Source organism: Phycisphaerae bacterium, from assembly GCA_035384605.1.
Classification (GTDB): domain Bacteria; phylum Planctomycetota; class Phycisphaerae; order UBA1845; family PWPN01; genus JAUCQB01.
The window spans coordinates 13,313-33,988 of sequence record DAOOIV010000018.1; the positions used below are offsets into that span (position 1 = coordinate 13,313).

The following is a 20,676-nucleotide window of genomic DNA, read 5'->3' on the forward strand; positions in this document are numbered from 1 at the left end:
CGCTGCTCATGGGCAGTGGTATGCGAGACGCGTGATGGAGCAAGGCCACAGCCGCAATACGACGGCGGAGAGAGATTCGGCTGATCGGTATTGCCGGCAAGTATTGTTCGCGCCTTTTGGCCCGGAAGGGCAGCGGCGGCTGCTGGCTTCGCGCGTGCTGCTGGTGGGGTGCGGGGCGCTGGGCAGCACGCTGGCCAATCTCATCGTCCGCGCCGGGGTTGGTTTCCTGCGAATCGTCGACCGTGACGTCGTCGAGCTGGATAATCTGCATCGCTTGGTGCTGTTTGATGAGGACGATGTTCGGGAAGGGTTGCCCAAGGCTGAGGCGGCGCGACGCAAACTGGCGCGGATCAACAGTGGGGTGACGGTTGAGGCGGTAGTCGATGATGTCAGTCACACGAATATCGTCGAGCTGGCCGCGGGTGCCGATCTAATTCTCGATGCGACGGACAACTTTGAAACGCGTTTTCTGATCAATGATCTGGCGGTCAAGACCGGCCGGCCGTGGGTGTATGGGGCGTGTGTCGGCTCGACGGGCCTGTCGATGCCGATCATTCCCGGCGAGACGCCCTGTCTGCGATGCGTGTTTGAAGATCCGCCGCCGATGGAGATGAGCCCGACGTGCGATACGGCCGGCATCCTCGGGCCGGTCGTCGGCATGGTGGCCAACCATCAGGCGATGGAAGCGATCAAGATCCTCAGCGGGCATAAGGAAGCGGTGGACCGGCGCCTGCTGAGCTTTGATGCGTGGACGGGGCGGTCGTCTCGGCTGGATGTGCGGAAGGCATTTGAGCAGGGCGATTGTCCATGCTGCAAACAGGGGCGATTCGAATACCTGGAGGGGGCGTTCGCGAGTCGGACAGTGAGACTCTGCGGGCGGAACGCGGTGCAGGTTTATCCGAGCCGGGCGGGGGCGGTCGATTTGCCTGCCCTTGCCGCGAGGTTGCGGCCGTTGGCACGATCCGAGCCCAAGCTCAACCCGCTGCTGCTCAAGGTGAGCGTCGATGACTATGAGATCACGGTGTTCGCCGACGGGCGGGCGCTGATCAAAGGAACGAATAAGCCGGAAGAGGCCCGGGCGGTGTACGCGAGATACATTGGGGCGTGAACGATCGCCGGTTGTCTGAGGCGGGAGGAACCACTGGCGGACGAGCCGTCAGCGGCACCCGGACTGTAAGAAGACATGTCCACGCGGAGCCGTGGACATCGCGCCCGGCGCGGCCCAAGGCAGCGGTTTTGGCTTGTCGGCGACTTCTCAGTACACTGTGCAAGTCTACTCAGGACATTGAGTGAATTGTGAACGGCGGTTGGAAAGGGCCTTGTGAGGAGCACACGATGAGAGGTATTACGCGCAGACGTTTTCTGGAAGATTCGATGCTTGCGGCGGCGGCTGCGGCGGGCGGTGTGGCCGTGGGTCGTGGGGCCTTTGCCGCCGAGCCAAGACGGGCGAGGAAGGCTGGGCCGAACGACCAGTTGCGGATTGCCTGCATCGGCTTCCGCGGCCAGGGACAGAATCACATCAAGGCTTACCTTGGGATGGATGACGTAACTGTCGCCACCTTATGCGATGTTGACTCCAACCTGTTTGCCAACGGTGTGAAGATGTGCGAGGAGAAGGGCAAGAAGGTCCCCAAGTGCGAGCAGGATCTTCGCCGCGTTCTCGACGACGAGTCGATAGATGCCGTGTCGATCGCCACGCCGAACCACTGGCATTCGCTGGCCGCGATCTGGGCGATGCAGGCGGGCAAGGATGTGTACGTGGAAAAGCCGATCAGCCACAACGTCTGGGAAGGGCGGCGGCTGGTTGAGGTCGCCCGGCAGCTTGATCGTATCTGCCAGTGCGGGACACAGTGCAGGTCGATGAGAGGGATGATTGAGGCTATTGAGTACGTGCATAAGGGTGGAATCGGCAAGGTCTCGATGGCACACGGCCTGTGCTACCGCGATCGCGGCAGTATCGGGATTGCCGGCGGCGAACAGCCGATCCCGCCTGGGATCGATTACGACCTCTGGCTCGGCCCGGCGCCGAAGGTGCCGCTGACGCGCAAGCAACTGCACTACGACTGGCACTGGTTCTGGGCTTATGGCAACGGTGACCTCGGCAACCAGGGGATTCACCAGATGGACATCGCCCGGTGGGGGTTGAAAAAGGACCGGCTGGCCGACAGCGTCGTGTGTCTGGGCGGGCGATTCGGCTACAAGGACGACGGCGAGACGCCGAACACGCAACTGACGCTGCTGGACTATGGGGACTGCCAGATCCTTTTTGAATGTCGCGGTCTGAAAACGAAGCAACACAAAGGAGCGGGCGTGGGAGTGATCTTCTACGGAGACGAGGGGTACGTGGTGGTGCCCAAGTACGAGGGCGGGGCGGCGTTTGACCTGAACGGCAAGGTGGTTAAGGAGTTCGGGGGCGGGGGCGATCACCATCGCAATTTCATCAACGCGGTTTATAGCCGTAAGCATACTGATCTCACCGCGGACTGCCTCGAAGGGCATCTGTCGAGTGCGCTGTGCCACCTGGGGAACATTTCCTATCGGCTGGGCACCGACCAGCCGTTTGACTCGGCGAACAAGGCGTTCGGCGACAACCAGGAGGCCCACGAGACGTTCGCGAGGATCCAGGAGCATCTGAAGGACAACGCCGTGCCGGTCGACGGGTTGAAGTACCACGTCGGACCGAAGCTGGCGTTTGACGTGAAGGCCGAACGGTTCGTCGGAAACGAGAAGGCCAACGAGATGCTGACGCGCGAGTATCGCGAGCCGTTCGTCGTGCCGGCGTAGCCTCAACGCCGCCAGGAGGCATTGAGGTATTGCAGGTTGCAGATCGGGAAAGCAGGGGCTTTCATTGCCTCACGCCTTGCTGCACGGCCCGATGCTTCCCGAGTCTGGGCATCTTCCAGAAGACGCCACGGTCGGCTTGGCTGTCCGTGCCCTGTCCTGAGCAGGAAGACACTGGCGGGCGAGTCGCTGGTGGTGCCCGGCGTCTTGCGGTTGCCGTTCGACGGGTTTTTCAGCGTAATCGATCATCGCGCTCCCATCCTTCGCTGCTGCGAAGGGTGGGCCACCCGACTGGGGCCTTTCGCGTGGAGGATTCCTATCCTCATCCTCATCAAACGCGGAACGGATTCCGCCGCGCGAGGCGGCCCGGAAGGGATTCCGGGCCGAGCAGCCCACGCCGCACACGCTAAACACGTAATCGGGGCACGTAGGCTGTCAGTAGCCCGTTTCTATTCCAGCGTCGGCCTTGTCCTGAACAAGAGGACACTGGCGGGCAAGCCGCCAGTGGCACCCGCCCAGAGTCTCATGAACCCGACTTCGGTAGCGTCATTCCATTGTCGGATCGTAGAAGACCTGGATCTCGCTGCAACTGGCGGAGTTCTGGGCGGGGCTGTTGCCGGCGGCGGGGGTGCCGGTGACTCGGACGCGGAAGGCCGGTTCGCGCTTGTCCTTGGGGATGACCACTCGGAAGGCCTGGCCGTCGGTGAGGGTGCCGGGGCTGGTGGCAGTTGTGGCCGGGTAATCGGCGATCTCGGCCACTTCCTTGTAGTCGTGCCAGCTCTTGAGCAGGATCTTCGGCTTGCCCTTGCTGGTGTCGAACCATCCGCCGGCCGGCGTGGCCTTGCCGTGGCGGAAGACGATGACGTTGAACTTGGCGTGCCAGCCGGCATCGACCTCGAACCAGTCCTGGTCACGCTTCTCGCCGTTGTCGGTGCTGGTGAAGGTGGCCGTCGAGTTGTCGGCGAACGAGCCGCGGTTGGTCCCCGGCCGTGAGGTGTTTTCGTGGACCTGGGTGAACAGCGAGATGCCGTTGGGGTTATAGCGGGCGCGGTCGATGAGCCAGACGCTGAAATACCCGGTCACACCGGCGTCGGCAAAGGGGAGCAGGGTGATCTCGGCCGGTTTCCACGATCCGTCGGCCTGCCGGACGTGGCCGTGGACTCTGGCCGTCCATCGATCGTCTTTTTTGATCAACTGCGGGGCGAGCGACTTGAGGTCCATGTCGAACGCGCAGTTCATGGCTCCCGGGACCTCGTGGTTGGCATCCAGATCGAACGCATACACAACCGGGCCGTACTGCAGGGCAAAGAGACCGGTGTTGGCGCCGGTGCCCTCGATGATCTTCCAGGTCAGGTGAAGGTCGATCTCGATGGTGATGGGACTGTCACCTACCAACGCACCGATCAGCCACTGTGAAGCCGGTGGATTGAATGGCAAGACCTGGCCGCCCACTGTAACAGTCGGTTTCGGGGCGCAGGTTGGTATGCGTACGGACAGAGAATATCCCTTGCGGTTTGCATCGGATGCCGTGATGAGTACCCTACCCGAGAAAGGATGGTCCGTCCTCTGCTCGACGTGGGCTTTCGCTCCCTTGGGCAGGGTGGTATCCAGTGTACTCTCTCCGATCATGTACACGCCAACCGCGTCTGTTGCTGTCACCGCCGAGGTTCTCCATCGAAGGTAGTACATCGACGGGATGATCGCCAGGGCCCGCGGGCCGCTGGAGATGCAGCAGCCGAGGAAGTCGAAGTAGAACTTGTGGCCCCACAGCGGCGTATAGTAGCAGATGCGTTCGCCGTCGGGCCGCTGACAGGCGAGCAGGTGATTGAGGATCAGATTCTCGGCCGAATCGGCGTATTTCACGTCGGCGGTCAGGCCCTGCAGATCGTGATAGAACTGCATCAGGCTCATGGTCACGCAGGTTTCGGCCACGTGGCCCGCGTTGGGCAGGTATCCCTCGTCTCTGAAATGCTCGCCAAAAGTGCAGCCGCCGGTGATGTAGAGACGGTGTCGGATAATGTCGTCGCCGGCCGCCATCGCGGCCCGCAGTAGCCGGTCATCGCCGCTGATGCGGTGCAAATCGATCATTCCGATGATGTCCGACAGCATCTCGTAGGCCTTGGCGTTGGCGACCTTTTGAACGTCGCTGTCCTTAAGGAGAGTGCTGATGATCCTTGGTCCGTCGGATCGCTCAGTGGCCTCAACGATGTAATTGGCGAATTCCAGATACCGCTGTTCTTCCGTTCGGCGGTAGAGCATCAATACCGGCTCCAGGATGCTGGCCGAGGCCATGCCCAAGTGCTCACCGGCCTTGAGGATGTCCCGTTTGTCGGGGCCAAAAGTGTTGACGAGCAGATCGCCCATCTTTCGGCATGCCGCGATCGCGGCGATGTCGCCGGTCACGTCGTAATAGTCGAGCAAGCCCAGCATATTGTACTTGTGAATCCAGACGTCCCAGCCCGTCCAACGGTCTTTGTCGGCATAGGTGCCAAGATAGCCGTCGGGCATCTGGGTCGCGACCAGGCCGCCGGCCACGCGTTTGAGCTTGGCGAGCATCTGCTCATCATGCGAGTAAGCGTACATCCATGACGCGGCCGAGAGCCATTTGCCGATGTGCTCGCCGACCCAGGCGCTCTGCTTGGGACCGCGCTCGCGGAACGGTTCCAGCAGGGCGTTCTCATCCTTGTGCATCAAGATGCCGCGAAGATTGCGGTCGAGACGATGACCGACGTAACCGCCGATCTTGACGTCCGCCGCGGGGAGCGGCTGCAGGACGTCCGCATGCGCCTCGCGGACGTCGGCGGCTTGGGCAACTCCCGAGATACTCGACACGACGAGAATCGCAATGGATCTTGACACGATGGAAGCTCCTACCTTGTGGTTTGGCAGACCGTGGCTTTCAAGCTCGGTTGAGTCTTGGCTCCAGAGGGGCGTGGTAAGCTCTTGGAGGCCAGATGTCAATCATTCCAGGCGTTGACAGCGTGGACGCCGACGACCGCGGCACCGACCAGCAGGCCCAGGCCAATCCAGCAGGTCGAAGGAACGTTGCCGGGGAACACAAACCAGGTCGACGCGCCTATCCCGGCAAGGAGAACCAGTATGAGGCTTGCACCGGCGGCGAGCCATATCGCCGGGCCGCCCAGGCTCACCGCAGAGGTGACTCGCCAGGCGATGCCTGCTCCCAGCAGGCCGCCGTAGAAGCAGAACAGCAGCATGGGTATCCATGTCTCCCGCCAGTAGTCGTTGTCCTTCGAAAGCACCTCAGCGGCCAGCAGGGCCCGTTTTATCAGGTTGAGGCCGAGGCACAGGCCCACGGCACCGGGGACGGAGACCCAGAGCCCGGCATATACGGCTCTCGCAACATCGCCAACCTTTGTGGACCCGTTTGCTTCCCAGACAACCCTCTGTCGCACGTCGTTGTCGTCAGCGGGCAGTTCATCACGTCGGAATTGAACGGGCATGGCAAGACCTCCGACCTGACGGCCGCCAGGTCCGTGGACCTCGCGTCCGGCTTTCCTCCGGCCTTTTGGTCAATCCTCCCGACTGTTCAGCAGGTCGGCCATGGTTGTCACATTCTCGATGCCCGTGACCTTCCCGGTGCTGTCGAAGATGACCTCGAAGGCCGCCTGCTGGGAGAAGACATACTCGATGGTGAAGCCGTTCGGCAGCTCGTTACGCTGGATCCTCGCGTTCAACTGGTCGGGGTTCAGACTCATCGCCGGCCCCCTGACGGTTTTCACCACGTCCTGCCCGCGAATCTTCTGTTTCAGCACGCTGATGTTGTGGAACTTGCCGTTCGGTCCGGCAATGTCGACCACCTGCTTGACGGTCATGCCGGGCTGGATTTTGCCTTTGGCTTCCCGGCCCTGAGCCGTTGGATCGAAGGATGCGTATCCTCCGAACTTGTAAACCAGTCCGATGACGACGACCGCCAGGACAATGAGCACCAAGACAGCTTTCATGGGTTTTCTTCCTTTGGGTTTTGATTCTCCAGGCCAATCTCTTCTCCAGTGATGAGATGGTGCGGGATTCTAACACCTCGTCGGACAGGATGCAACAGGAAGATTGCAGTTTCAGCAGCCACGCTTCTGAGGCGAAGAGCAGGGAATCTTAGCAAGGGGTGGGGCCGCATAACTCGGCGGCATTGTGTTGTTCGTCAGGCTTCGGAGACGCCGGCCGCCTCGCGTCGGGCGGCCTGCTTTCGGGCGTTGCTGTCAAGCAAGCGCTTGCGGATACGAACGGCATCTGGAGTGGCCTCCACGAGCTCGTCCTCCTCGATAAACTCAAGGGCCATCTCCAAGGTCATTTCCCGCGGCGGTTTGAGCACGACGGTCTTGTCGGCCGAGGCCGCCCGGATGTTGGTCATTCTCTTGGCCCGGCAGACGTTCACCTCGATGTCCTTGTCCTTGCAGTGCTCGCCGACGATCTGGCCCGCGTAGACCTGGTCAGTCGGCTTCACGAAGAACGTGCCCCGGTCGGCGAGGTTGTCTAGGGCATAAGCCGTGACGGTTCCGGTCTCGCTGGCAATCAGGGAGCCGTTCGTTCTACCGGCGATGCTGCCGCGGAAATCCTCATATTGGTGGAAGTTGTGGTGCATGATGGCCGTGCCGTTGGTGGCGGTGAGCAGGCGGTTGCGTGCTCCGATCAGGCCGCGGGCGGGAACAGTGAACTCGATGTGTGTGTACTCGCCGCGCGTTTCCATCCTGACGCATATGCCTCTTCGGCCGCCCATCAGTTCCATGACCGCGCCGACGTATTTGGGCGGGACTTCGATCACGCACAGCTCAACGGGCTCGGTTCTCCTGCCGTTCTGCTCGTGGTAGATGACCTTGGGCTTGCCGACCGCCAGCTCATAGCCTTCGCGACGCATGTTCTCGATAAGCACGGAAAGATGCAGCAGGCCCCGCCCGGAGACATGGAATTCCTCGGGTGTGCAACCGGGTTCGACGCGCAGCGACACGTTGCTCTGCAGTTCCTTCTCCAGTCGATCGCGGAGGTGGCGGCTGGTGAGGAATTTTCCCGACCGGCCGGAAAAAGGCGAGTCGTTGACCCGGAAGCTCATGTGCAGGGTCGGCTCATCGATACGGATGACGGCCAGCGGCTCGGGATGCTCGGGGTCGGCGATGGTGTTGCCGATATCCACTGATTCCAGGCCGACGATGGCACAGATGTCTCCGGCGGTGACCTCGTCCACGGCCCGTCGCCCGAGGCCGTCGAAGGCATGGATTTCGCCGATCTTCTCGGTCTTGGGTTCCCCGTTTCGGCAGATGACCGTGACCGGCTGTCCGACCTTCAGGCGGCCACGGAAGACGCGGCCGATGCCGATTCGCCCGACGTAGTCGCTGTAGTCCAACGTGGTGATCAGCATCTGAAGGGGAGCATCGATGTCGACTTCGGGAGGCGGGACCTGTTTGAGGATCATTTCAAACAGGGCATAGATGTTGTCCGGGTGTTCGTCCGGCGAGGTCGAGGCCCACCCCTCGGCGGCCGAGGTGTAGATGATCGGGAAGTCGGCCGTCTCGTCATCGGCTCCGAGTTCCAGAAAGAGGTCAAGGGTCTCGTGGAGGACATCGTGCGGGCGGGCGTCCGGCCGGTCCATTTTGCTGACGACCACCAACGGCCTGAGGTCATACTCGAACGCCTTGCGGAGCACAAAACGCGTCTGTGGCATCGGGCCTTCAAAGGCATCGATCAGCAACAGCGCTCCGTCGGCCATTTTCAGGACCCGCTCGACCTCGCCGCCGAAATCGGCGTGGCCGGGGGTGTCGATCAGGTTGATCTTGGTGTCCTTGTAGCGGATGGCGATGTTCTTGGCGAGGATGGTGATGCCCCGCTCGCGCTCCAGGTCGTTGGAGTCGAGGATGCGCTCGCCCTTCAGCTCGGCGTCGCGGAACTGTCCGCACTGCCGGAGCATCTGATCGACGAGGGTGGTCTTGCCGTGGTCCACGTGGGCGATGATCGCCACGTTACGAATGTCGGTTCGCTTCACTGTCACTTCCTACGGCCGCCCCTCTTATGATGGGTCGTAACCCAGCCCAATACGCCCCAAGGAAGTCATACCAAACAACCCGAACAGCCGTCGGTGTCAGAAGCCGAGGCGGAGGGCGGTCGCCCGGACGGTTTGACCCTGCTGCAGGCGGTCATTATACCGTCGACGTGCCGAAGTTCCATGCCTCGGAGATCGGGGGCACAGCGCCCGTGCTGTCCGGGTCCGTGACAGAGGCCGCAGCCCTCGTTGCGGTTGGTCCGGCCGGCATGGAAGTGAGCCGGCAGCAGACCGCTTGTACGTGTTCAGCGTGCAAGACAGCGGGTCAGGCACTTTTGCCGTCTTCTTGTCGCCGACGAGTCCCGCCGGACTGAGCCAACCTCTCCAAATTGCACCGCGAACCGCATTTGGGCAAAAAGAGCCAGACCCCAGCACGCTGAACACGTACGGCCGTACAACGGCCGGCCTGTCAGCCCGCCCTTGGCGGGGAACCCCCTGAAGAGGATTGATCACCTGTCGTATGCCGTCTGGCGCACCTCGTCGGTTCTGTCACGCCCCATGCAGATGGGAAGTGTCTGAAGCTGCAGCGTGAGTCCGATAGCCGAGTTGACGTGGCTCGAGGCATCAGGTGGACGAGTTGCTGGTGGTTTCTCCACCAGAGTGCGCGCATGACAGATCACAGGAGGAGCATCGTCGGGGCACATGAGGCCAATGTACATTTCTACGAGTTGCTCAAACGCGTCGAGAAGGGCGAGGAGGTCACGATCACGCGTCACGGCTCTCCTGTAGCCAGGCTGGTCCCGGTCAAGCAGTCCGTGGCGTCAGAAGAACGTACGGCGAGCATTCGCCGATGGCAGAAATCCTCCAAGGGTATCACGGTGGGCAGGCTGAAGGTTCGAGACCTCGTCAACGAGGGGCGTCCGTGAGTTGGTCGTGCCGCTTTTGGTGCTGCCAACGTTGGATGATTCTCGGGGCGGCGTTCTTATCCGTGGTTTGAACGTATCCCCGGCAGGGCGTATAGTAGTACCACGTGTCGCCGATTCTCTTGACTCGACTCGCGAACGGATGCGCCTATGCCGCAGATACACGTTCTGCCTGACTTGCTGGTGAACAAGATCGCCGCCGGCGAGGTGATCGAGCGTCCGGCCAGTGTGGTGAAGGAACTGGTCGAGAACAGCTTGGATGCCGGGGCCAGGCGGATCGAGATTACTATCGAGCAGGGGGGGCGGAAGCTCATCCGGGTGGCCGACGACGGCGGGGGGATGGATGTCGACGATCTGGCCCTGGCCGTCCAGCCGCACGCGACCTCGAAAATCACCCGCGAAGAGGACCTGTTCGGCATTCGGACCATGGGTTTCCGGGGCGAAGCTCTGCCAAGTATCGGGGCGGTGTCGCAGTTGCGGATTGTGTCCCGGCAGCCGAATTCGGACGCCGCGCATGAGATCCGGGTGACCGCCGACCGAATCGAGCCGGTGACGGCCGCCTCGGGCCCCGTGGGCACGACGGTCGAAATCCGCGAGTTGTTCTTCAACGTGCCCGCCCGGCATAAGTTTCTCCGGACGCCACAGACCGAGATGGGTCATATCACCGAGCAAGTGGCGCGGATTGCCCTCGTGTACCCTCAGGTGGAGTTTCGCCTGATCCACAACGGACGGCCGGTGCAACAACTGCGTCCGGCAGGGTCGATGCGCGAGCGGATTGCCGATTTCTTCGGCAAGGAGATGTCCGACAGTCTGCTCGAAGTGGTTCGCGACGAGCGAGGCTTGAAGATCCACGGCTACGTGGGCCGGCCATCGGACAGTCGGTCGAGTGCTCGTTGGCAGTATTTCTTCCTGAACGGCCGGTACATCCGCGATCGGTTCCTCAGCCACGCCGTGCGCGAAGCTTATCGCGGGCTGATGGAGGCTCATCGTTACCCGGTCGTGTTCCTGGCCCTTGAGGTGCCGCCCGATTCAGTCGACGTCAACGTCCATCCGACCAAGATCGAGGTCCGCTGGCGCGATTCGAACATGCTTTATTCGCAGGTGTTGTCGGCCATTCGCGACCGGTTTCTCAACACGGATCTGACGCCGGGGCTGATGGCCGTGCGGTCGCCGCAGATTGCCGACCCGACAGGCGAATTCAGCGGGGACCTGATCGAAGCTCGTGAATCGGCGGTCGCAGGGCCGGACAGCGAAGCGGAGCGGCGGCATCGGGAGATTCGCGAGTCGATCGCCGACTTCTTCAAGCGAAACAAGCCGCCGGTTCCGTCGGGTTTTGGTGAAGGCCGGCCGGTTTGCACGGCCTATAGCCCGTCGCAGCCGATTGAGGCTTATCAGCCGGCGCGGATGGTAGATTCCGACGCAGCCTTGGAATCATTCGAACCGCCGAGCCTCCTGCCGCCGGCGTCCGTCCGGGCCGGCGAGAGCGAAATCGATCGCATCGACCTCGGTACCGTGTTGCAGATCCATCGCAGCTATCTGGTGACCGAGACGTCCGACGGGTTGGTGATCATCGACCAGCACGCCCTGCACGAGCGGATTCTTTTTGAGCAGTTGTCACAGGAGATCACCCGCGGGCCGCTCGAGTCGCAGCGTCTGCTTCTTCCGGACATGATCGACGTTGCCCCCGACCAGGTGGCAGTGATCGAGGCTCACGCCGATACGCTCGCCAAGCTTGGCTTCGAGATGACCTCCTACGGCCCGAGTACGATCGCGGTTCACGCTGTCCCGAGCATTCTCAAGCCCGAGCGGGTGACCGCGTTCGTTCGCGACATGCTTGATCGATTGGCGGTGCGGTCGGGCCCGGCCGCGAGCGAGATGCTGATTAATGATTTGCTGAGCATGATGGCGTGCAAGGCGGCGGTCAAGGCCGGCGACCCGCTCGATCCGGCCGAGATCCGCTCGCTGCTGGCCCAACGCCACCACATCGAGCGTTCGAGCAACTGCCCCCACGGCCGGCCAACCTCGCTGCGATTCACGCTCCGCGATCTGGAAAGGCAGTTTAAGAGGGTGTAGCAGGGGGCTTCTGTTAATCTGTTGGGCTGTTCGGCCGCTCTTGACGAGCCGAGGGGCTTGTCCCCTCGGTCCGGGCAGGCCTCCTGTTATTCGCCGCCTGTCCGGGAATCTATCGACGAAATGCGTATGATGTCCCCGGATTCCGCTTGAAGTGGACGCGGCAAGGGGAAGAGGACATGATACGGGGCATTGGCATGAAGCGGTGACCGTGGTCTGCAGCTCGCGAGCGCTGGATTATCTTCGCAATACCCGAGCAAGCTGTCAGTCCGGGTCGCGTTGAGGGGTGTGAGACGCTGGAGAAGGACCTCGCACGACTTGTAGCCAGTACTCAGCCTTCGTAGCCGGGCATGCAGGAGATGGACGATGCTCCAAAGACCTTGGGTGCGCATCGTATTCGCGGGGTTCGTTCTGGCGGCGTTCGCGATGTTGGCCGCCGGGGCGGATGCGCCGGCCGCCGAGCGGTTGCCCAATATCGTGTTCTTTCTGGCCGACGACATGGGATACGGCGACCCGCGTTGCCTCAATCCGGACTCGAAGATCCCGACGCCGCACATGGATCGGCTCGCCGCGGAGGGGATGGTTTTTCGAGACGCTCACTCGCCCTCGGCGGTCTGCTCTCCCACTCGCTATGGTATCCTGACCGGCCGTTATTGCTGGCGGACAGAGTTGAAGCGGGGGGTGCTCGTCCCGTGGGACCGGCCACTGATCGAGCCCGGCCGTCTGACCATGCCGGCGATGCTTCGGCAGCACGGTTATGTGACCGCATGCATCGGCAAGTGGCACCTCGGATGGGACTGGCCCACCCGCGACGGCCGGCCCGTTCCAGACTCGTTACGACACGCCCGATCCGACGGCAATCTCGCAATGGAAGATTACGAGGTCATCGATTTGACTCGGGTCATTGACAGCGGGCCACTGACTCGCGGTTTTGACTCCTATTTCGGCATGGACGTGCCCAACTATCCGCCGTACTGCTTCATCGACGACGATCGGACGATCGGTATTCCGACGCAGCTCAAACCTGGACGGATGTTCGGCGATCCCGGACCGATGGTCCCCGGCTGGCGGCTGGAGCCGATCCTGCCGACGCTGGGCGCCCGTGCGGTCACGTTCATCGATCGGCACGCCGCACAGCATCGTGACAAACCGTTCTTCCTCTATTTCGCCTCGACCGCTCCGCACACCCCGATCGTGCCGGATGATCCGTTTGTCGGCAAGAGCCAGGCCGGGCCCTGCGGCGACCTCGTTTACCAGGTCGATTGGACGCTCGGGCAGATTCTTGCGGCGTTGGACCGCAACAGCATGCGCGAGAACACCGTCGTGGTTATGACCAGCGACAACGGGTCGCCGGCGATCGCCGGTGACCCGTTCAAGCACGGCCCGGATCTCAGTTCCCGCAGCGCCAGTATCGCCAAGTTCGGGCACGATCCCAACGCGCCATGGCGGGGCATGAAGGCGGACATCTGGGAAGGAGGTCATCGCGTGCCGTTATTTGTGCGATGGCCCGGCCGGATTGCCCCAGGCTCGACGTGCGGCCAGACCGTTTGCCTGACCGATTTCATGGCCACGTTTGCCGCCCTGGTTGGGCATCGACTGCCCAACGATGCTGCCGAGGACAGCTATGATCTCTCACCGCTCCTGCTGAGCAAAGAGGGCAGCGAGGCGATCCGTGAGGCCACAGTCCACCACTCCGTCGACGGCGTCTTCGCGATTCGCCAAGGCAAGTGGAAGCTGATCATGAGTCTGGGGTCAGGGGGCTGGTCGAAGCCCACCGGAGGCGAGCCCGAACCTGGTGGTCCGAAGGGGCAGCTCTACGACATGCAGGCCGACCCCGCTGAAACGAAGAACCTGTGGACCGATCATCCGGACGTTGTGAAACGACTGACTCTGTTGCTGGAGAAGTATCAGCGGGACGGTCGCAGCGTGCCGCATCGGAATTGACGGACGGTTGGCGCGCAGATTACTGGAGGGCGCCATCGACGACTCGGACAACACGAAAGGCCGGAGCCGGCAGTCAGGTTTCGTGGTGCAGCTCCGTGGGCAGCGTTTTCAGCCATCCGATGCTGACCAGACCCCACAAGCCGATCAGGATGGCCTCGGCAGCGTCATGTCGAAGCGAAGTGGGGCGACGGGCCTGCGACCAGGCGATGACTCTGCGAGCTACGATGTCGGCGGAGTGCTTGGCCTGGGGGCCGTTGCGGTGCTGACGTGGGTAGAGCAGCGACCTTCGCCAGTCCTCGGCACTGATTGTACGAAGGAGCACGCCCCGGCGCTGGGCCTCGTGCGTCCAGATGTCGGCAAGAGGCCCTCCTCCCTCGAGCACAAGCCATTCGAGGTCCGGAGTCTCACGGAGCACGGCCTGTACGCCGCCTCGCAGCCGCGTCGCGTTTCCGAAGTTTCGCGAGCGGTACCAGCGCAGCCGGCCGTCGCGTCCGTACAAGGCCAGGCCGGTTCTCAGTCCCACATCGACGGCCAGCAGCGATGACATCGTAATCTGTTCTTTCCGCCGTCCCTGCTCCGACGGGTGCAGTGTGCAAAGTCATTGGTTTTTGGCGCGACTAGCCTCGGCAGGCTGCATCAACTGGTGCAGGGTTGGAATGCCCGCCGCCGGCTGGGTGCTTTCCGACTGCTCCAGGCTGCGGGCGGCGGGCAGGATGATGCGGAAGCGGGTACCTTTGCCGACTTCGCTCTGGATCTCCACCGTCCCGCCGTGAGCCCTGACAATTCGCGACACGACGGCCAACCCCAGCCCGGTGCCACCGCCCTTGCTCTTGGTGGTATAGAATGGCTCGAAAATGTGCGGCAGGTGTTCGGGAGCTATTCCGCTGCCGGTATCGATCACATCGAGCAAGAGTGTGCGGCCATAGTCGCCTGACCGGCAACGAATGGTCAATTTGCCGCCATTGGGCATGGCATCCGCGGCGTTGATCATGAGGTTGATCAAAACCTGGGCCATCTGCAGTCTGTCAGCCATCGCAAAGGGCAGCGATTCGGGAAGATCGCGGATCAGTTCGACTCGCCGCCGATTCAGTTTCGGCTGGGCGAACATGAGGGCATCGTCGACGATCGTTTCGATGCGCGTTGGTTCCGGCGAGAGCGGCTCGTTCCGAGACATGGTCAGGAGACGCCGCATGATCATCTCGATGCGGTACAGGCCGTTTTCCATGAGATCGAGCAACTGCCGGACCTGGTCCGGGTTGTCCACGCCTCGGCGGAGGATCCGAATGCTGTTTTGCAGACCATCGAGGGGGTTATTGACTTCATGGGCGACGGTTGCGGCCAGTTCGCCGATCAGTGCGAGCTTTTCGCTGTGGGTCAACTGACGTCGCAGTCGCTCATGTTCGCGGCAGTTCTCCCTGAGCTGATTAAGGACTCGCTCGACCGAGTCGCTGAGCTTCAGGAAGTCGTCGTCCGGCGGATGATCGATGCAGGTTGCCAGATCACCGCGGGCGAGGGCATCCACTGCCTCTCGCAGCCGGTGAAGTCGTCGGCGGGCCTGGCGGCAAGCGATCCTTGCAGATACCCAAGCGGCCGTCAAAGCGACTGTCGTCACAACCAGGACGGCCCAAGGTTGCGGCACTTCGGCAGCAAGGGTGATTCCTGCGCCCGCCGCAAGGATCACGGCGTAGATGATCAGGTATTTCTCTCTTGTTCGGATCCGGCTCAGCATGGTCTTCATAGTTGCCGGTCATTCTATCCAAGTCTTTGGGGTTTGTCTTGGGGGAGGGCGTGGTTGGGATATGCCCGCGCTGCGTTTGTCAAGAGCGGTGATCGCAATAGAATAAGTGCGGTTTCGTTGTTCCGGACAGCGAATGACGACATGAATGCTTTTGTGGCCAGGGAGGTTACCCGTGTTTGGTACGAGGAAGTGGCTTGGCGTTGTCCTGCTTGCGGCAACTATTCAGACGTCGTACTTGGCGGCCCAGCAAACGGCACCGGCGGGGCGAGGAGCTTTGCGACGGGAGCTGATTGAGCGTTTTGACAAGGATGGTGACGGAGAGATCAGCCGGGAGGAGCGGGCAGCCGCCCGCAAGGGGCTCCGGCAAGGCGGCCGTGTACAGCAGAAGCTTGTCGAGACCGTGTTGCCGGAGAGTGTGAGGGTTGTGCGCGACGTTGAATACGCCCGCGTTGGGGACCAGCCTCTTCTACTGGACCTTTACCTTCCCAAGCCCGAGGGCGAGCCGTTCCCAGTGGTCATCTGGGTACACGGCGGAGCCTGGCAGGCAGGGAGCAAGGATCTTTGCCGTGCGGCCTTCCTGTCGGGCGAGGGATATGCGGTGGTCAGCATCAACTATCGGCTGACCGATGTTGCGCCGTTTCCCGCTCAGATCCACGACTGCAAGGCCGCCGTTCGCTGGGTCCGCGCTCACGCAAAGGAATACGGGTTCGATCCGGCTCGGATCGGCGTCTGGGGCTCGTCGGCAGGGGGGCATCTGGTCGCGCTCTTGGGCACCTCGGCTGGGATCAGGGAATTGGAGGGCGATATTGGCGGTAACCTCGACCAGTCCAGCCGCGTGCAGGCCGTTTGCGATTTCTGCGGACCGAGCACGTTTCGTGCAGAGGATTATGAGCATGAACCGGACAAGCCGAGAGGGGCCGGTCCGCAGGTCGTGCAGAAGCTTCTTGGCGGTCCGCTCAATAAGAATCCCGAAAAGGCCCGGCTGGCGAGTCCGATCGAGCATGTCAGCAAGGACGATCCGCCGTTTTTGATCGTGCACGGCGAGAAGGATAACGTCGTGCCAGTGAAACACAGTCGCCTGTTGGCCGATGCGCTGAGGAAGGCCGGCGCAGACGTCACGCTGAAGGTGGTCCCCGACGCCGGACATGGCGTCGGCGGCTTGGCTAACAGGAAGATGGTGGCCGAGTTCTTCGACCAGCATCTCAAGCGCAGACCTGCGAGCCGGCCTGTTGGGAGCGCGGCTGAATGATGAGGCGCTATCGATTCTTGTTGATGGCAACAGCCGTTGCGACGTTACTGTGGGTCACGGGTTGTGATGCGGGTCGAGGCGCCGGCGGTTCGGCAGTCAAACCTGTCCGCACGCTGACCGTGGCGGCGGTGTCTTGTGAAAGCCGGATTCATGAGGTTGAGTTCAATCTGTCGCGGATCGAACACTGGGCCAGGCAAGCGGCGGCTGCGGGGGCCGACATCGCGCTGTTTCCGGAGACGGGCATCAGTGGTTGGTGGGCCAGCCGGGAGGTCCGGGCGTTTGCCGAGCCGATTGACGGCCCGGCGATCACCCGGTTGACAAAGGTGGCGGATGAGCTGGGGATCGTTCTCGCCGTGGGCATGACCGAGCGTGACGGCGACAAGGCGCATATCACGCACGTTGTGATTGACGGCAGAGGCGTGATCGGCATGCATCGCAAGACCAGCCTGGCACCGGGCGAGGAAAAGACATGGGACCCGGGCAGTGATGCCAACGTGTTCGAGGTCAAAGGCATCCGTGTTGGGATCGCGATCTGTTTTGAGTCGGTGCATCCGCCAACCTGTGCGAGACTTCGGGAGAACGGGGCAGAGATCATCTTGGCGCCGTATGCCAACGGCACCGATCCGGACGAACTGCTCAATGGCAAGCGGCCGTACCCATACGAACGGGCGAAGGAGAATCAGGTCTGGTATGTTGCCTGTGATGCTCCGGCACGCGATGAGCAGAAGAACCTCAGGCGCGGCGCGGCTTACGTGATCAGTCCGGAGGGGGAACTGAAGGCGATCACCGCCCCGGATGCCGTGGGTGAGACCATGGTTCTGTATACGATCCGTCTGTCTTAGTGCTCCCTTTCATGAATCCTTGTCGGGTTGGGCGCTTGTATTCGGGCGAAAACCGCGCAAATCAGCCCACAAAGACTTGTGAACGGGAGCGCTTAGTGCGGCAGGTCTCGGTCGCCGCGGGCGACCTCGACACCGCCCTACGACCGCGGGCTTACATGTACCGGTCGGCCGCATTTCCGATGCGCCGGCGGAGCAGTTCGGCGACGTCGATCTCGGTGCCCCGGGTTACGCCGTCGATGGTGCGACCGTTCTCGACGCTGACGCCCGCGGCCTCGCAGATCGCGGTGGCGTAGAAACCCGTGGCGAACGGGCCGATTATCTCTTCATGCTCGTCCCGCGGCATGTGGTTGTTGCGACTGCGCAGGATCTTGCGGTAGAGATTGCCCGGGTGACTGATTCCGTAGCCGCTGACCGAGCCGTCGGGCTCGAAATTGCGAAAGAGCGGGTTGCGTTCCTGGATTCCGTTCTCGGTGATCTCGCGGCATCCCGGCATGTCGATGGCCAGGTCGACCATGGCATCGGTGCAGATCAGCCGTGACGACTGCACGGTCATGGCGTGGGCGGAGTTCGGAAGGTGCCAGCAGGTCACGATGTGGGCCACGCCGCCGTTTTCGAGCAGTACCTCGACGTCGCACATGTCGTACCCTTTGGAGGGCACGGGGCGGAGAGAGGGGAGTTTCTGAGAGTAGGCTGTTGCCCGGACGCTGATCGGCTTGAGGCTTACCATTTGTACCAGAGCGTCAGCCATGTGCACGGTCAGGAAGGTGATGGGCGTATTCCTTTCGCAGAAGTCGGGCGAGGCGAAGTATTGCGGGCGGTAATTCGGATCGGCCACGCACAACTTATCGAGCATGTACAGAACGGCGAGCTGAAATCTGCCGTAGGCTCCGCTGTGGTAGCGCGTGGCGACCTCCTTGATCCGTGGGTCTTCTCGCTTGTGGAAATCGACGGTGACGAGGCGGCCGGCTTTGCGTGCGGCCTCGATGATGGCATGGGCATCAGCAATTGATGAAGCCAGCGGCTTGGCCACCATGACGTCCAAATCGTTTTCCAGGGCGAAGATCGTCGGCTCGCGGTGGAGCTGGTCAGGGGTGTTGACCTGGACGGCATCGAGTTGTACGTGCCGGATCATTTCATGATAGTCGGCGAACCGTCGATTCGCGGGAATGCCGTACTGATCGGCGAAGTCGTTCAGGGCTTTATCGTTGGGGTCGGCCACGGCCTCGATCGAGAGCAGATGTGAATAGTCGCTGTGAAAGTAAAGATGCCGGTAGATCTCTCGTACGACTGAGCCTGTGCCAATGACTCCCAGGCGAAGTCTGTCCATGTCGCTGTCTCCATCATCTCGACGGGCTGCTCACAGTGTGCCCGTCTGCTTCAGAATGAAATATGCCAGAAACTCGCTGGTCCTGGCCACGTCCCTCATGTCAATCTGTTCTTGGTCGCTGTGCGCGTGCCGGATCAGACCCGGCCCGGTGGTGATTACCGGCAAGCCCGGATACTCGCACGCGAAAATACGGGCATCGCAGGACACATCCCATCCGCGAATGGGGCCTTCCTTCCAAGTCCCTGCCCTTCTTGCCGCTTCGATGGCGTTCAACATGTCCGTCGAGTTCGGATCGCCGTCAAAGGCAGCGTTGTGCAGTTTCTCAAACGTCACCTGCAGGACGTGCTTCGCGTCGACCTTTGCGCCGACGAGATCCAGGTAGTACTGCCCGCCGCGCACCGCCGCTGCCCGGAGCCGCTCTTGCACATCGCTCATCGAGTGCGTGGGCAAAAAGCCCTGTCCGCCTTCCATCAGGATTCGCGACTCGTCGGGCCAGCCGCTGAGTCGGAGCCGCATGGCCCCACCGATTGCCCGTTCGATGGCCGCGCGGCTGCGGATCAGCGCGCGCCCGATCGTTGCCATCTTGGTGATTGCTCCGTCGTTTTCAAGGATCGACCCCATGTGACCCGTCGAACCCCAGACGCGAACGAGCCAGCCTTGAGCTGTAGGGGTCAAATCATAGTGGCGGTCCACTTTGGGCTTGCCGGTTGCGGGATCGATGACCTGGGTCTTGTCGCCGTAGAGGCCGATGTATTGCCTCAAGCCGTCCTCGATGAGGTCACGAATGAGGCCGGCTACGCCGGTCGCAAAGGCGCCGGATTCGAAGACGATCTCGAAACTGACGTCGCCGTTGATCCTCGACGGGTGCTCACCGCAGTTGCCGATGATGCCGTGGCAGGTCTGGACGGGGCGATGCGGAAAGAGCGGGTGATTTGACTCGGCCCTGATGGCCCGGCCTTCCTTCTCCAGTTCGTCGATGATGAAAAGTGCGGCCTCGAACAGGTATGAGCCAGGAAGCTTGCCTTCGATCTTGAACCAGACGCAGCCGCGGTTGCCCGGATAGATCCCGTCGTCGGCGCATTCAAGCACCATCATGCTGTCGTAACGGCGTTTCAGATTGCGGTCGACCGCCAGGGACAACGAGCCGTTGCCGCCGGGTTCCTCATCGATGACGATCATGCAGGTCAGGTCGCGGTTGAGGTAACTGCCCGTTGCCCGCAGGTGCTCGGCAAGCAGCTTGATCGCCCCGACGATGGCCACCACGCTGCCTTTGTCGTCGCAGGCCCCGCGGCCGAAGACCACATTTCCCTCGACACGCGGAGGGAAGTAGGGGGCCACCACATCGATATGAGCGTTGAGTGCCTGTCCGACGCCTTTGGGCTCTCGCCGCTCGCCGTCGATCTCGATCACCAGGTTGCACCGGCCGGCATAGCATTGCTCGACCGGGAGGCCGGCGGGGTTCTCGGGCGTGCGCGTGTAGTAGGGTTGGGAGAAGAAGGGGTGCCGGGCGATCACGGGGTCGATCGGCTGCCTCAGACAGCGTAAAGACTTCAGTCCATAGTGCGTTACTTCTTGTTCGAGAATGTCGAAGACCCGCGACTCGGCTCGGGCCGTTGCGGCGACGTCGGCTCGAGGAACGGTGTCGATTGCACAGATCTTGACCAGCAGGTCGGTCAGATGGCGCCGAAACGCATCAGATGAGGCGGCTTGTGCGATCGGGTCTCCGTTCATTCCTTAACCTCGGTAACGACGCCCGGTTCATTTGCGGGGGAATCCGCCAAGGCGGAGGCCGTCACGTTCGATCATCTCACCTCCG

General features: G+C 62.1%; 15 protein-coding genes. 7 read left to right on the forward strand and 8 right to left on the reverse strand.

Going from position 1 to position 20,676, the window contains the following annotated elements:
• Positions 1–34 precede the first annotated feature (34 nt).
• On the forward strand, positions 35–1,108 hold the full coding sequence (locus PLL20_06580) for a ThiF family adenylyltransferase (protein HPD29641.1): 1,074 nt from the start codon (positions 35–37) through the stop codon (positions 1,106–1,108).
• A 227-nt stretch (positions 1,109–1,335) separates the two neighbouring features.
• On the forward strand, positions 1,336–2,784 hold the full coding sequence (locus PLL20_06585) for a Gfo/Idh/MocA family oxidoreductase (GenBank protein ID HPD29642.1): 1,449 nt from the start codon (positions 1,336–1,338) through the stop codon (positions 2,782–2,784).
• Between the two features lie 543 nt (positions 2,785–3,327).
• Here the strand turns inward: PLL20_06585 and PLL20_06590 are convergent.
• From PLL20_06590 to typA, 4 genes are all read right to left on the reverse strand, one after another.
• The gene (locus PLL20_06590; GenBank protein ID HPD29643.1) at positions 3,328–5,640 is read right to left on the reverse strand and encodes a glycoside hydrolase family 127 protein; all 2,313 of its coding nucleotides are present in this window, start codon (positions 5,638–5,640) and stop codon (positions 3,328–3,330) included.
• 98 nt (positions 5,641–5,738) lie between these two features.
• Positions 5,739–6,242 (reverse strand): hypothetical protein, encoded by a 504-nt coding sequence (locus PLL20_06595; protein HPD29644.1) that lies wholly within the window; start codon positions 6,240–6,242, stop codon positions 5,739–5,741.
• 69 nt (positions 6,243–6,311) lie between these two features.
• Positions 6,312–6,743 (reverse strand): hypothetical protein, encoded by a 432-nt coding sequence (locus tag PLL20_06600; GenBank protein HPD29645.1) that lies wholly within the window; start codon positions 6,741–6,743, stop codon positions 6,312–6,314.
• 194 nt (positions 6,744–6,937) lie between these two features.
• The gene (typA, locus tag PLL20_06605) at positions 6,938–8,770 is read right to left on the reverse strand and encodes a translational GTPase TypA (GenBank protein HPD29646.1); all 1,833 of its coding nucleotides are present in this window, start codon (positions 8,768–8,770) and stop codon (positions 6,938–6,940) included.
• A 665-nt stretch (positions 8,771–9,435) separates the two neighbouring features.
• Between typA and PLL20_06610 the strand changes: the two genes are divergently transcribed.
• The 3 genes from PLL20_06610 to PLL20_06620 all read left to right on the forward strand — a co-directional run bounded on the left by PLL20_06610 (position 9,436) and on the right by PLL20_06620 (position 13,704).
• Positions 9,436–9,693: a type II toxin-antitoxin system prevent-host-death family antitoxin gene (locus PLL20_06610; GenBank protein HPD29647.1), complete on the forward strand. Its 258-nt coding sequence runs from the start codon at positions 9,436–9,438 to the stop codon at positions 9,691–9,693.
• A gap of 147 nt (positions 9,694–9,840) precedes the next feature.
• Positions 9,841–11,763 (forward strand): DNA mismatch repair endonuclease MutL, encoded by a 1,923-nt coding sequence (gene mutL, locus PLL20_06615; GenBank protein ID HPD29648.1) that lies wholly within the window; start codon positions 9,841–9,843, stop codon positions 11,761–11,763.
• Positions 11,764–12,126: 363 nt separating this feature from the next.
• On the forward strand, positions 12,127–13,704 hold the full coding sequence (locus tag PLL20_06620; protein ID HPD29649.1) for an arylsulfatase: 1,578 nt from the start codon (positions 12,127–12,129) through the stop codon (positions 13,702–13,704).
• Positions 13,705–13,777: 73 nt separating this feature from the next.
• On the opposite strand, the gene PLL20_06625 is transcribed toward PLL20_06620, so the two are convergent.
• Entirely contained in the window at positions 13,778–14,251 is a 474-nt protein-coding gene (locus PLL20_06625) for a hypothetical protein (protein ID HPD29650.1), read from the reverse strand.
• Between the two features lie 51 nt (positions 14,252–14,302).
• On the reverse strand, positions 14,303–15,442 hold the full coding sequence (locus PLL20_06630; protein HPD29651.1) for an ATP-binding protein: 1,140 nt from the start codon (positions 15,440–15,442) through the stop codon (positions 14,303–14,305).
• 172 nt (positions 15,443–15,614) lie between these two features.
• Between PLL20_06630 and PLL20_06635 the strand changes: the two genes are divergently transcribed.
• Positions 15,615–16,691, forward strand: a complete 1,077-nt coding sequence (locus PLL20_06635) for an alpha/beta hydrolase fold domain-containing protein (GenBank protein HPD29652.1) — start codon at positions 15,615–15,617, stop codon at positions 16,689–16,691.
• Positions 16,688–17,533: a nitrilase-related carbon-nitrogen hydrolase gene (locus PLL20_06640; GenBank protein ID HPD29653.1), complete on the forward strand. Its 846-nt coding sequence runs from the start codon at positions 16,688–16,690 to the stop codon at positions 17,531–17,533. The genes PLL20_06635 and PLL20_06640 overlap by 4 nt, the downstream gene beginning before the upstream one ends.
• A gap of 151 nt (positions 17,534–17,684) precedes the next feature.
• Here the strand turns inward: PLL20_06640 and PLL20_06645 are convergent, their stop codons facing one another.
• Both PLL20_06645 and PLL20_06650 read right to left on the reverse strand, forming a co-directional pair.
• Positions 17,685–18,860 carry a Gfo/Idh/MocA family oxidoreductase gene (locus PLL20_06645; protein HPD29654.1) on the reverse strand — a complete coding sequence of 392 codons (1,176 nt, stop codon included), beginning with the start codon at positions 18,858–18,860 and terminating at the stop codon, positions 17,685–17,687.
• Positions 18,861–18,890: 30 nt separating this feature from the next.
• On the reverse strand, positions 18,891–20,591 hold the full coding sequence (locus PLL20_06650; protein ID HPD29655.1) for a M20/M25/M40 family metallo-hydrolase: 1,701 nt from the start codon (positions 20,589–20,591) through the stop codon (positions 18,891–18,893).
• Positions 20,592–20,676: the final 85 nt, after the last annotated feature.

Coding starts and splice junctions, on each gene's coding strand:
- PLL20_06645 (HPD29654.1), bottom strand. CDS start 18,860: ATGGACAGACTTCGCCTGGGAGTCATTGGCACAGGCTCAGTCGTACGA.
- PLL20_06630 (HPD29651.1), bottom strand. CDS start 15,442: ATGAAGACCATGCTGAGCCGGATCCGAACAAGAGAGAAATACCTGATC.
- PLL20_06640 (HPD29653.1), top strand. CDS start 16,688: ATGATGAGGCGCTATCGATTCTTGTTGATGGCAACAGCCGTTGCGACG.
- PLL20_06595 (HPD29644.1), bottom strand. CDS start 6,242: ATGCCCGTTCAATTCCGACGTGATGAACTGCCCGCTGACGACAACGAC.
- PLL20_06600 (HPD29645.1), bottom strand. CDS start 6,743: ATGAAAGCTGTCTTGGTGCTCATTGTCCTGGCGGTCGTCGTCATCGGA.
- PLL20_06650 (HPD29655.1), bottom strand. CDS start 20,591: ATGAACGGAGACCCGATCGCACAAGCCGCCTCATCTGATGCGTTTCGG.
- mutL (HPD29648.1), top strand. CDS start 9,841: ATGCCGCAGATACACGTTCTGCCTGACTTGCTGGTGAACAAGATCGCC.
- PLL20_06585 (HPD29642.1), top strand. CDS start 1,336: ATGAGAGGTATTACGCGCAGACGTTTTCTGGAAGATTCGATGCTTGCG.
- PLL20_06625 (HPD29650.1), bottom strand. CDS start 14,251: ATGTCATCGCTGCTGGCCGTCGATGTGGGACTGAGAACCGGCCTGGCC.
- PLL20_06580 (HPD29641.1), top strand. CDS start 35: ATGGAGCAAGGCCACAGCCGCAATACGACGGCGGAGAGAGATTCGGCT.
- PLL20_06620 (HPD29649.1), top strand. CDS start 12,127: ATGCTCCAAAGACCTTGGGTGCGCATCGTATTCGCGGGGTTCGTTCTG.
- PLL20_06610 (HPD29647.1), top strand. CDS start 9,436: ATGACAGATCACAGGAGGAGCATCGTCGGGGCACATGAGGCCAATGTA.